Source organism: Helicobacter sp. (genome assembly GCF_029067145.1).
In the GTDB taxonomy this organism is placed as follows: domain Bacteria; phylum Campylobacterota; class Campylobacteria; order Campylobacterales; family Helicobacteraceae; genus Helicobacter_D.
In genome coordinates, this window is the sequence record NZ_JAIEFA010000003.1 from 1 (window position 1) to 10308 (window position 10308).

Annotated in this window: 18 protein-coding genes; 16 read left to right on the forward strand and 2 right to left on the reverse strand. The window is 35.6% G+C overall.

Going from position 1 to position 10308, the window contains the following annotated elements:
* Positions 1-206 precede the first annotated feature (206 nt).
* From K2N75_RS00080 to K2N75_RS00150, 15 genes are all read left to right on the forward strand, one after another.
* Positions 207-422, forward strand: a complete 216-nt coding sequence (locus K2N75_RS00080; RefSeq protein WP_297681348.1) for a hypothetical protein — start codon at positions 207-209, stop codon at positions 420-422.
* The gene (locus tag K2N75_RS00085; protein ID WP_297681350.1) at positions 422-577 is read left to right on the forward strand and encodes a hypothetical protein; all 156 of its coding nucleotides are present in this window, start codon (positions 422-424) and stop codon (positions 575-577) included. The genes K2N75_RS00080 and K2N75_RS00085 overlap by 1 nt, the downstream gene beginning before the upstream one ends.
* A 1-nt stretch (position 578) precedes the next feature.
* On the forward strand, positions 579-2864 hold the full coding sequence (locus tag K2N75_RS00090) for a transposase family protein (protein ID WP_297681352.1): 2286 nt from the start codon (positions 579-581) through the stop codon (positions 2862-2864).
* Between the two features lie 91 nt (positions 2865-2955).
* On the forward strand, positions 2956-3885 hold the full coding sequence (locus tag K2N75_RS00095) for an AAA family ATPase (protein ID WP_297681354.1): 930 nt from the start codon (positions 2956-2958) through the stop codon (positions 3883-3885).
* Positions 3886-3944: 59 nt separating this feature from the next.
* Positions 3945-4127, forward strand: a complete 183-nt coding sequence (locus tag K2N75_RS00100; RefSeq protein WP_297681356.1) for a sigma factor-like helix-turn-helix DNA-binding protein — start codon at positions 3945-3947, stop codon at positions 4125-4127.
* A 411-nt stretch (positions 4128-4538) separates the two neighbouring features.
* The gene (locus K2N75_RS00105) at positions 4539-5024 is read left to right on the forward strand and encodes a host-nuclease inhibitor Gam family protein (protein WP_297681358.1); all 486 of its coding nucleotides are present in this window, start codon (positions 4539-4541) and stop codon (positions 5022-5024) included.
* On the forward strand, positions 5021-5212 hold the full coding sequence (locus tag K2N75_RS00110; protein WP_297681360.1) for a hypothetical protein: 192 nt from the start codon (positions 5021-5023) through the stop codon (positions 5210-5212). The genes K2N75_RS00105 and K2N75_RS00110 overlap by 4 nt, the downstream gene beginning before the upstream one ends.
* Positions 5213-5394: 182 nt before the next feature.
* Entirely contained in the window at positions 5395-5718 is a 324-nt protein-coding gene (locus K2N75_RS00115) for a hypothetical protein (protein ID WP_297681362.1), read from the forward strand.
* A complete protein-coding gene (locus K2N75_RS00120) occupies positions 5718-6470 on the forward strand; it encodes a DUF2303 family protein (RefSeq protein WP_297681364.1) in 753 nt (250 codons plus the stop codon). Before K2N75_RS00115 ends, K2N75_RS00120 begins: the two co-directional genes overlap by 1 nt.
* Before the next feature lie 10 nt (positions 6471-6480).
* A complete protein-coding gene (locus tag K2N75_RS00125) occupies positions 6481-6831 on the forward strand; it encodes a hypothetical protein (RefSeq protein ID WP_297681366.1) in 351 nt (116 codons plus the stop codon).
* A gap of 60 nt (positions 6832-6891) precedes the next feature.
* Positions 6892-7125 (forward strand): hypothetical protein, encoded by a 234-nt coding sequence (locus tag K2N75_RS00130; RefSeq protein ID WP_297681368.1) that lies wholly within the window; start codon positions 6892-6894, stop codon positions 7123-7125.
* Positions 7115-7525, forward strand: a complete 411-nt coding sequence (locus tag K2N75_RS00135) for a YopX family protein (protein ID WP_297681370.1) — start codon at positions 7115-7117, stop codon at positions 7523-7525. Before K2N75_RS00130 ends, K2N75_RS00135 begins: the two co-directional genes overlap by 11 nt.
* Position 7526: 1 nt before the next feature.
* Entirely contained in the window at positions 7527-7976 is a 450-nt protein-coding gene (locus K2N75_RS00140; protein WP_297681372.1) for a hypothetical protein, read from the forward strand.
* Positions 7969-8397 (forward strand): phage protein GemA/Gp16 family protein, encoded by a 429-nt coding sequence (locus tag K2N75_RS00145; protein ID WP_297681374.1) that lies wholly within the window; start codon positions 7969-7971, stop codon positions 8395-8397. The genes K2N75_RS00140 and K2N75_RS00145 overlap by 8 nt, the downstream gene beginning before the upstream one ends.
* A gap of 37 nt (positions 8398-8434) precedes the next feature.
* Positions 8435-8722 (forward strand): Mor transcription activator family protein, encoded by a 288-nt coding sequence (locus tag K2N75_RS00150; RefSeq protein ID WP_276953181.1) that lies wholly within the window; start codon positions 8435-8437, stop codon positions 8720-8722.
* An 18-nt stretch (positions 8723-8740) separates the two neighbouring features.
* On the opposite strand, the gene K2N75_RS00155 is transcribed toward K2N75_RS00150, so the two are convergent.
* Both K2N75_RS00155 and K2N75_RS00160 read right to left on the reverse strand, forming a co-directional pair.
* Positions 8741-9412, reverse strand: a complete 672-nt coding sequence (locus K2N75_RS00155) for an endonuclease (RefSeq protein WP_297681377.1) — start codon at positions 9410-9412, stop codon at positions 8741-8743.
* 1 nt (position 9413) lies between these two features.
* On the reverse strand, positions 9414-9668 hold the full coding sequence (locus K2N75_RS00160) for a hypothetical protein (protein WP_297681378.1): 255 nt from the start codon (positions 9666-9668) through the stop codon (positions 9414-9416).
* A 116-nt stretch (positions 9669-9784) separates the two neighbouring features.
* Here K2N75_RS00160 and K2N75_RS00165 point away from each other — a divergent pair, with 116 nt between their 5' ends.
* Entirely contained in the window at positions 9785-10063 is a 279-nt protein-coding gene (locus tag K2N75_RS00165; RefSeq protein WP_297681379.1) for a hypothetical protein, read from the forward strand.
* Positions 10064-10308: the final 245 nt, after the last annotated feature.

Consider the following 10308-nt stretch of genomic DNA (forward strand, 5'->3'; position numbering starts at 1 on the left):
TAAAACTTAAAAGTGGTTTTGGGTGGGCGGGAAGAATATCACTTTTGGAGCTTTAAAATGCGAGTTTTAAAGTATAAAAAGGTGGTTGTAAGGCTCAAAGTTTGGAAGTTAAAAATCACTTTCAAACTAGAGCTATAAAACTACTTTTTCCACTCCTTTTATGGAGTGGTTAGTAGTATTATAACACAAAAATTAAAGGAGTAGCTGTGCAAAGTAAAAAAATACGAAAAGATTTTACTTGTCTCACTCAACAAATGAATAAAAGAGGTATTAAGCTACGCACTTGGGCTAAAGCAAAAGGACTTAAAGAAAAAGACTATTTTCTCTTATTGGATATGTCCAATGGTAAAAATAAGGGTGCAAGAGGTAGGTCTAAAGAATTAAGAGAGCTACTAGAAAAAGAGGGATTCAAGGTTGCGTAATGGAAAAAAGAATAGCAGGTTTTGTAGTTGTTTATTTAAATGAATTTGGGGAAGATGATGTCATCTTTTGCGATAGCTTGGAAGAAGCGCAAAAATGCTCTGAAGAGATAGAAGAACAAGGTTATCCAACTAAAATATTTAAAGAAGTGGTGTAAAATGGGACAATGGATAAGTAGTAAAGAGTTTGCGAAATCTTTAGGTATAACTGATAGAGCTGTTAGAAAACAAGCGCAAACTAAAAAAATTTTAAAGTTTAATACGAAATATTTTTCATATACTTATATTAAAGGTGTTGGTGGTTATGCAGGCAAAATTCTCCAAATTTGGAATACCCCTTTATCCCAAGAACAAGTAGAAGCCATAGAAAAAGGTTATCCTGTGAAATATGTGCTAGAGGAGATGGGTGAGGTGGCACAACCTAATGTTATGGAATCTAAGGATTCTAAAACATTGGATTGTAAAGGAAACAACAATGAAAAAACTTCTCAAAACATTCAAGGAAAAACTCTACACACTAGAGGGATTGATTGTGCTAGCAAGCATTATTGTGGGACTGCTAGCAGCAGCAATTCCACTCTTTATAGGAATGATTTATCTACTTGTGAGATAGCGGAATCCTCTGTATGTAAGAGTATAGATTGCCACGAAACACTGCGTGTTTCTCGCAATGACGAAGGGACAAAACACAATGACGCAACCACTTGGCACAACCTCACTCCTTCTCAAAAAGCCCAAGCTAAACAAAGAGAGAAAATCCTATTAGATTATGAAAGTGCAAAGAGTGCAGGAATCAAGGTAGCACACTTTATAGAGCTTAAAAACAAAGAGGATTCTACCTTAAATCTCACACAAGGAAAGCTTTTTGATTGGCAAAGAAAGTATAAAGCACAAGGCTTAAGCGCATTAAGCGATAAAAGAGGTGTTGCAAAGACAGGCACAACTTCACTTCCAAAATGGGCGCAAGAGGAAGTTGTAAAGATGTGGCGTGTAATGGGTAGTGGATATTTGAATCGTATGCAGTTATGGAGAGAATTGCACATTATTGCACATACTTATGTGGTGGGATATTCTTACAAAAAGTTTCTAAAGCGCGAGATTGAGCCTTTGTTTTCATTTAATACAATGAATCGCTTCTTGGATTCCTACTTCAAAGCAAATTCTTTAGAATACACGCTTATTACCTATGGAGCAGACAAGACAGATTCTTATAAAGAACCTTCCTACGGAATGCAAAGGGATTTATACACGCTTCCTAATCAATTATGGCAGATAGATAGCTCTCCTCTTGACGCCATTGTCTTAGATAGAGATGGCAAACAAATCCGCCCAAGTATTCTCTCTGTTATTGATGTGCATAGCGGCAGAAGTGTAGCTTATCTTAGTGAGACTTCCGATTCTAATGCAGTCGTTAGACTAATGTGGAAAGCCTTTGAAAGTATGGGCAAACCAGAGGCTATTCAATTTGATAATGGAAAAGACTATCTAAGCAAACAAGTGCAAGGGCTTGTAGATGGATTAGGCATTAGATTTGTGCGAAGCGCAGCCTACAAGGGTAAAGCAAAGGCAGTAGTGGAGAGGAGATTCCGAACCATTCAAGGGAGCTACATTACCGCACTTAGTAGCTATATTGGTAGAAATGTCAGTGAGAGAAGCGCAATAGAATTTCAAACACCTAAGAGAGAGCGCAAGAGTAAAGACGCATTAGGCAATCCAATCAAAACCCAACAAAAACACATTGTAACCTTTGAAGCTGCACAATTCTTGCTAGATGAGGCGGTGGAATATTGGAATATTGATAGGGTTTCACGCAAGTGGAGCAAGGCACAAGGTAAAAGCCCAATGGATTTATGGAGTGAGGCAAACTTCCAAAAAATCAATGTGGATTATACGCAATTTCTACTCTATGCAGAGGAAGGCAAGGCAAGAGTTATGGGTAAAAATTGCATAGAAATGCGTCCTTACTCTTATGTGCCAACACAATACATTGAAGCAGGAACTAAGGTGCTCGTGCGTGTCAATATCAATGCTTCCAATGAAGCCTTTATTTTTAGTGAAAAAGGTGAGTTTATCTGCAAGGCTTATGATAGGAAAGCAAATCCTCTCACACAAGAGCAGCTTAAAACAATTAGTAAAGAATATAAAAGCGCAATTAAGCGCATAAGAGACTTGCAAAAAGACGCAACGCATTCCGAGTTTATCCGCAGAAATGCAAGATTAGAAGCGGAGAGCTTGAAGCAAAAAGAAAGAGAAGCGTTGCGTAATGGTGTGGAAAACCTTGTGGATTCTAAAGCACAAAAATCCCTTAAAACACAAGTCAAAGAGGCAATCTTAAATAGACAAATAGAGAAAAATGCAGAGGATAATTGGGAATTGCCAATGGATACAAACAACAATGCAGAAAGGATAGATGATTGGGATATTTTGCAAAAACTAGCACTTTAAAGGTCTTTTAAAGGGTTTTTAAAACTTTTTAAAAGGCTTTTAAAGCCTAAACCCAAACAAGCAAGAAACTTGCTTGAGTAAAGGAAATTTAATGAGAGAACAAATTATAGCATATCTAAAAGAGCAAAGAGAAAAAGATGCAAATTTTTCTCAAAGCAAATTAGAGTTGAAGCTTGGAATCAGAAAGACTTACCTTAGTCAATATCTTAACAATCCAGACTTCAAATATGCCGCAGGCGTGGAGGAGAAGTTTGCAATTTTTCTTAAAGAAGTCGCGGAGAAAGCACAGGTTAAAAGCAAGATTCAAGGCTTAAACAACTTAGATTTTATAGAAACAAGTGATGTGAAACGCATCTTTTCAAGATTGCTTCTTGCAAGTATGCAAGGAGATAGAATCTCTGTGATTTTAGGCGCAAGTGGCACAGGCAAAACAAGAATCGCAAAAGAGTATTGCAAGAGCCATTTAGAAGCAATCTTTATAGAGGCAACGCCTGATATGAATGCCAAAGACATTCTAAAAAAGCTTTGTGAGGAGCTAAATCTAGGAGAGTTTAAAAGCAATCATAGCGGAATCTTAAAGGTGTCAAATGAGCTTAAGAAATGTGGAAAATATATCATCGTAGATGAGGCAGAACACTTAAAGTGGAGAGTATTAGAAACCCTAAGACGCATTATGGACTTCTCCAAACAACCACTCATCTTAGTAGGCACACATTGGCTTGCAGATTCTCTAAGCAGTGGCAGACTTGGAAGCAAAAGAGAGCAAGAGTTAGCACAACTAAGGAATCGCTGCTTAGGGAGATATGAATTAAAGGGTTTGCAAAAAGAGGAATACATTGAGATTTGCAAAGTAAGTGGAATCCCAACCAATTGTGCTTGGAAACTATGGGAGCTAGGCTGTGGAAACTTTAGACAAAGTGAGGGAGTGCTAAGGCTCACCCTTGCGAGAGTTTCTCTAAGTGGCAAAGAAAGTGCGACTTTAGAGGATTTAGAATCCACTAAGGCAATGATGTATCTATGAATTGTGTTATCGCTTCGGCTTTTAAACGATTCCACAAAACAAGTGATTTGGGATAGCAAATGACTTTTAGAGAGATTGGGAGGGAACTTGGGATAAGTGTGCAACGCGTTCATAAAATCTATAAGTGTGCGCTTAAGAAACTCTCCCACCCACGCAATAAGGATAAATGGCGAAAAATCCTAGAGACAATCGCTGAAATGGAAAAAGAAAAAGCCAAAAGTGATTCCAATACTTTAGATTAAAAAGAAGTCTAAAGTCTTGGGGACACAAACCCAAAAAAGTTGTGAATAAAGTTTAAAAATTCACAAATATTACGCCTAAACTTTAAGAAATATCTTAGGCAAGTAGGAAACCTGAAACTTAACAAGCAGTTTCTTCCTAATTGCCACGATATTTTCTTGAAGTTTAGGCTTACAAAGGAGAGCAATGCAAAACCAAATGATTGCAGGAAAGAAATGTGATTACTCTAAGCGTTTCTTTTATGTCAAAGGAGAATATATCTACTCTAAAAGCACGCATAGAATCGTAGATATAAGGAAACGCTAATGAGCCTAAGAATCATTAAAAAGGCAAAGGTAAAAATAGCGGTGGCTACAAGATATGGATTTGTAGCTTGGGATTATCAATTTAAAATTTGGTTAAAAGGAGAATAAATGGAAATTCAAAACTATGAAAATGTAAATGCAGCACTAAAGAGAATCGCAGAACTTAGTGTAGGGATTGAAAGAATCAATGGAGAAGTTACACTAGAGTGTAACAGAATCAAGGAATCAAGAAGTAGCGAAATTGAAAAGCTCTCCAATGAAAAAAAGTATTTGGAGCAGTGTATTACAAGCTTTTGTGAGGAGAATAAAGCAGACTTTGCAGAAAAAAGAAGCAAGGATTTTACCTTTGGCACGATTGGTTATCGCCTTGTGAAGTCTGTCTCACTTCCTAGAGTAAGAGAAAAGATAGACAAACTCCTCTTAGCACTTAAAAGTTATGGTTGCTCTGATTGCATTAAGTATGAAGAGAGTATTGACAAAGACGCAGTGTGTGAGCTAGAGGATTCTACCTTAGTCAAGCTAGGGCTTAAAAGAGTAGTCAAAGATAACTTTAGAATCGTGCCTAAGATTGAAAGCTTGGAGAATGCACAATGAAACTAAAGGCATTATCCCTTGCTTTAGCACAAACGCTTTTGCCTACTTTCTCTAAAGAGCAAACACAAACCAAGAGAGGCAATCCCACAACAAGAAGCCAAACAAGCACGATTAGCAAAAATAAGAGAAAAAGACGCACGAAGCATAAAAAGGCAATCAAGAAACAAAAAGCAAAAGGCAAGAAATAATCTTGCCTTACCTTGCAAGAAGTCTTTACTTTAAGACTTCTTGGAGGGTAATCCCTCAATGCAAAGCATTTTAAAAGCTCACAAGCAAGAGTAGGAAACCTAGCTTTGATAAACAAAACTTTCCTAATTGCCTGTTCGCTCTTAAAAACACTTTGCATTCATTTCAACACAAAGGATAGAAAATGAGTCGCGTAAATGCTGAAATTGTAAGCGAAGAGATGGATTCTTTTTGTGAAGCGTTAAAAGGTTTAGGGAATGGAGCTTTTTTAGGTGAAGCCATTGCGAATTTGAAAAAAGCAATGGAAGTTGTGAGCTTTGAGGGAAAGAACGCAAGTATCACCCTAAAGCTCACTATTAAGCCTAGTGATGTAGAGAACACGATTAATATTATCGGCACAAACTCTGTTTGCTTACCTAAACCACAAATCAAAAGTGCATTCTATGTGAGTGAGCAAATGCTACCCACACGCACACAACCCAAACAAATCGTAATGAGGAGAGGATAATGGAAAAAGAAAGAGTTTTAAATACAATCATTCCAAGCACGGAAATCAATGGATTGCACTTTGTGCATAAAGATTATTCTTTGAGTGAGGATACTTTAAAAGAGCCACTCAATAATCGTGGCTTTAATCTAAAAGTAGATGATAAGGAAAGTTTTGTTGCGCTAGTGCAAGAATACAAGCAAGAGAATTCTAAGATTTTCTATAACTTTAACAAAGTCAGTGCGTTTTTAGATTTTCATACCAAAGAATCCCAATGCTTCAATAAAAGAATTGTGGAACTAGAATTAGAAAATCACCCTTTTTATCAAGCATTCTTAGGCAATCTCAATCAACCTTTAAATCAAAGAGATTTTGTAGCCTTTTTGAAAAGCTTTTATATCTTTTTAACAGAGGGAAAAAATACAATGAATGGATTAGACTTGATAGATTTAAGCACGCATTTAAGTGCTTCTAGCAAGATTGATTCTGTGCAAAAGCACACAAGCTCTTCCTTTTGTCTTTCTACCACTATTAAGAGTGGAGCAAAAGAGGAAGTAGAGATTCCTAGCAAACTCACCTTTACTTTTCAAATGCTAAAGGCAAGCCTCAAAAGCATTACCTTAGAAATTGAACTCTTTATCGCACTCAAAGAAAACAGCTTTGAGATTCGCCTTGTAAGCTATGATAGAGAAATCAGAGAAGAAAAAGTGTTAAAAGAGTTTATTGAGGAGCTAAAGAGTGAGATTGCCTTGCCTTGCTTTAGGGTGAGATAAAGGAGAACAAATGGGAAAAACTAGAATCAAAGACAAAGAACATTTAGAGCAGATTTTTAAACAATATGCAGAGACAGAGGATTTGGAGTTTTGTCCTGATTTAGAGTTGGAGGGAAATTCGGGATTAATCCTTAAAGATTTAATGGAGACTTGCGAGGTTATTGGCTATGAAAATTTACTCTTAGAGGATAGCTTTGTGGAGAATCCAAAAGATTTTTGCGACACCTTTTACATTGACTTAATCGGCATCAAAGGCTTTAGGTTTGGATTAGGAGTTGAATGGATATGGTTTTTTGGAGGCAAAAAACCTGATGAATTGAACTTTGAGAATGATGGAACTCTAAGGGTTTGGTTTGATTAAAGCTTGAATAGAGCCTACCGCTTTGGTAGGCTTGATTGAAGTTTTAATAAAGGAGTGAAAATGACAAAGAGAGATTATGAGTTTGCAAGTGAGGAGTTTCATAAGTTTTCTAATACGCTTTATGAAATTAAAGAAAAAGCTTCTTGGTATTGGGAGGAGACTTATGATGACGACACTTTAAGGGAAATGCTAAGAGTTTTTGAAGAGAGCGCAACAAAGATTTATAATCTCTCCAATAAAATAGAAAGCTACGCAAGAATAATATTTTACAAAAGGAAAATAAATGAAGCTTAAAGACATTGATTTTAGGGTGTGGAGCAAATTAGAAAATGGGTATATTGAATATCCTGCTTTAGCTAAATTAGGTTCTGTTTTACCTGCTAAGGTTCATTGTGCCGATAGAGCGATTCCTTTTATTAAATTTGATGAAAGAGATGATGAAAAAGAAGTTGAATTTTGGACAGGGTATAGAGATTTAAATAATGCAAAGATTTATGAAGGAGATATTCTTAGATATTATAGAGAAAGCGAATATAAACCTTTTGTGGATTATTGTGTTGTATGCGTAAATTATAAAGTAGATTTTAAGACTATCAAGAAAAACGAAGCAGGATTTTTAACAGAGATTAAACAAGAAGCAATTTATTTAAATTCCGAAATTATCGGCAATATCCACGAAAGTAAAGATTTGTAAAATGGAATCCAATGTATGGGTAGGGATTGAAAAGCGCAAGGCTTTAAGGAAATTAGTCTTGGATAGTATTCCTGCGCGTTTATCTCCTTTAATTGCTCGTGTTGCCTTAAGAGAAGTTGGAGATAAGGCTGCTTGTGTCATTGTCTTTAAGCATAACCTAGCTTTAGCGGAATGGAATCACACGCAATCCCAAACACTAGAGAGAATGCGCGAACTCTATAAAGAGCGCAATTTAAAACAAGTCGTGGTGTTTAATGCTGTAAAAGCAGAGGCAGAGTTTAAGCCAATTCAAAAAGAGAATACAAGGCAAGAAACTTTAGTATTCAAAGAGCAATCTAGTGGAAACTTCACAATCCATTGTCAAGATGAAAATTTAAGAAAGATTTTTTTAGAAATTCAAGAAAGCATAAAAAATAATCTAGCAAGAGAAAGGGGAGAAAGCTTTGAATAATGCATTTTTGAAAAAACATTTGATTAAAGTGATTCATACGCTAAAGAGCGAGAATGGCATTAGTGAGGAATGTTATCGTGGAATCCTAAGCGATATGTTTGGTGTAGAGAGCTGTAAAGAGCTAGATGAAAAAGAGCTTTACCAATTAGCCCAGAGATTTGGTTATGCTGTGCCTTTTAATGTGCTTTTAAAATCCGAGTTTTGCAAGAGCGGTAAAGCCACAAAAGCACAAATTGCTATGATTAAAGGCTTGTATTTCAAGGTTGCAGAAGTGAAGAATGAGCTAGGATTAAGAAATTTTATTGATAGAATCATTGGCAAACGTCCTTTATATCTTAATACCTTAGAGATTAAAGAAGCCCAAAAGGTAATTATTGCGTTAAAGGAGTGGCAAAGAGCAAGAAAGGGGGATAAAAATTGATACAAATTTGTTAAAATTCCATTAGTAAGGAGTTTTAATGGAATCCCCAATTACCAATTCAGATATTTTCTTTCATCTTTACGAGCAAATCAAAGGTGGTGCAACTCTAAAGCAAGTCTTACAAGATTTTGGTGGGGCAAATATTTATATTCCAAGCTATAAGAGTGTGCAAAGAGATGAGGATATTTGGGAAGATTATCAAAATCTCTTAAACAAACATTTCCCTAAAAAGCATATTATGCTAAGTCTCCAACAAAAATATGACTTGAGTGAGCAACACCTCTATAAGATTCTTAAAGGCAAGAGACAGCCGAGCTTGTTTTAGGTTTAAACTTAAACATCCTTACTCTTGTTCTTTTACAAAATCCCTAAAAGCTTTTTCTTTTTCACTCATTGGATATTGTTTATCCCAAGCTTCCATAAGTTTTCTTTCTTGGTCGGAGAGTCTTACATTATAAGTCTTACTCATATAAAGATAGCTTCTTGCAATCCAACCCTTAGAATAATTTGCAGGGTAGAATCTCTTGCCTTTAAAATCTGTAAAGACTTTGCAATTCCCATATTGTGTAAATTGCATATCCTTTGTAGATTCTGCGTATCTGTAATTACTTCTATCTCCATTAATTTCACCAATGGCTGGAGCTAGATTCTGCAAATCTCCCTCCATTTTCTTAAAGGTTGCATCGTTTTGGCATTCTTTTCTGCCACCCTTTCTCCAACAAGGTAAATGTTGTCCAAAGTTATGCGCAGGCATAATATGTTCCCACTCAACCCTTTTGGCTCTTTGATTAACTTTGCCTTTCTTTGTTTTAGCATTTCTTGGAGTATAGGCTTCACTAGGCACAATCTCAAAACGATTTTTAACCCACTTAAAAGGAGCGTTACAATAGAAGTCGGTTTGATAGCTAGGATTGTCTTTGTAAAAAGAAGTGAGTAGCTTCTTCGCTGTATTGAAATCCTGCTCTGCAAAGAGAATTTGTGCTAAAAATAGAAATGTAACTAAAGCTGTTCTCATTTTATTCTCCACATTTGCAAGTTGGACTTAAAGTATCATCGCAGCACTTTACTCTTTTACCCTCACAGCCACATACCCCGCCGTGCCTAGAGCAACAACCTCTCCGATTCACATCGGTAATATTTGCAACACAGATTTCTTTTTGTGGATAAGGGCTTATTTTTACCAAGTTTTCCTTAGTTTCTTTGGGAGAGTCTATTGCATTTGCGCTTAATAATGCAGAGAACAATAAAGTAACAATGGTTATTTTTAGCATACCAATCCTTATTCATTGATTTTTAAAATCATAACTTTTTATTTCTTAACTTACACCACAGCACACACTAAGCTATGGAGAGTTAATGTTCTATCAATCAAAAACAAGGAGACACAATGATTTTAGAAATCATACACAAAAAGGGAAAATTGTTTTTATCTTTAGCAATCAATCAACATTCAGAGATTGGATTTCTAGCAAATCAAGAGGGTATTAAAATTTCTTGCAATAATCTTGAATACGAGATTAATGTCAAAGAAAGCTTTAATGTTTTAGTCAATGCAGTTTGTAGAGTAAGAGAAAGAATTTATGAGGCTTTAGAGGATAAAAATGTTTCTTTGGTAATGGATTTAGAGAAAATGATTGAGGATGTGGCTAGAGAAATGAAAGATTGATTTTAGTTCTAAAGCTTATTGAATGCCATAGCTTAGTTTGTAAGATGTGGCTTGTCTTTATGTTATCACATTTAATTATTCTTTCTTTTTTGATTAAAAGGAGCAGTTTAATTTGTGCTAATTTCTGCTTCCTAAAACGATAAAGTAATGATAATATTTACAGAAAGTTACAATTTAAAATTATTATAATCTTAAATTTTATACAATTTCAGCCATTTTTTACTGAAAAATCGAAAGAATACAAA

Excerpts from the sequence above, each read along its gene's own strand:
- K2N75_RS00085 (WP_297681350.1), top strand. The coding sequence starts at position 422 with ATGGAAAAAAGAATAGCAGGTTTTGTAGTTGTTTATTTAAATGAATTT.
- K2N75_RS00090 (WP_297681352.1), top strand. The coding sequence starts at position 579 with ATGGGACAATGGATAAGTAGTAAAGAGTTTGCGAAATCTTTAGGTATA.
- K2N75_RS00095 (WP_297681354.1), top strand. The coding sequence starts at position 2,956 with ATGAGAGAACAAATTATAGCATATCTAAAAGAGCAAAGAGAAAAAGAT.
- K2N75_RS00100 (WP_297681356.1), top strand. The coding sequence starts at position 3,945 with ATGACTTTTAGAGAGATTGGGAGGGAACTTGGGATAAGTGTGCAACGC.
- K2N75_RS00105 (WP_297681358.1), top strand. The coding sequence starts at position 4,539 with ATGGAAATTCAAAACTATGAAAATGTAAATGCAGCACTAAAGAGAATC.
- K2N75_RS00110 (WP_297681360.1), top strand. The coding sequence starts at position 5,021 with ATGAAACTAAAGGCATTATCCCTTGCTTTAGCACAAACGCTTTTGCCT.
- K2N75_RS00115 (WP_297681362.1), top strand. The coding sequence starts at position 5,395 with ATGAGTCGCGTAAATGCTGAAATTGTAAGCGAAGAGATGGATTCTTTT.
- K2N75_RS00120 (WP_297681364.1), top strand. The coding sequence starts at position 5,718 with ATGGAAAAAGAAAGAGTTTTAAATACAATCATTCCAAGCACGGAAATC.
- K2N75_RS00125 (WP_297681366.1), top strand. The coding sequence starts at position 6,481 with ATGGGAAAAACTAGAATCAAAGACAAAGAACATTTAGAGCAGATTTTT.
- K2N75_RS00130 (WP_297681368.1), top strand. The coding sequence starts at position 6,892 with ATGACAAAGAGAGATTATGAGTTTGCAAGTGAGGAGTTTCATAAGTTT.
- K2N75_RS00135 (WP_297681370.1), top strand. The coding sequence starts at position 7,115 with ATGAAGCTTAAAGACATTGATTTTAGGGTGTGGAGCAAATTAGAAAAT.
- K2N75_RS00140 (WP_297681372.1), top strand. The coding sequence starts at position 7,527 with ATGGAATCCAATGTATGGGTAGGGATTGAAAAGCGCAAGGCTTTAAGG.
- K2N75_RS00150 (WP_276953181.1), top strand. The coding sequence starts at position 8,435 with ATGGAATCCCCAATTACCAATTCAGATATTTTCTTTCATCTTTACGAG.
- K2N75_RS00155 (WP_297681377.1), bottom strand. The coding sequence starts at position 9,412 with ATGAGAACAGCTTTAGTTACATTTCTATTTTTAGCACAAATTCTCTTT.
- K2N75_RS00160 (WP_297681378.1), bottom strand. The coding sequence starts at position 9,668 with ATGCTAAAAATAACCATTGTTACTTTATTGTTCTCTGCATTATTAAGC.
- K2N75_RS00165 (WP_297681379.1), top strand. The coding sequence starts at position 9,785 with ATGATTTTAGAAATCATACACAAAAAGGGAAAATTGTTTTTATCTTTA.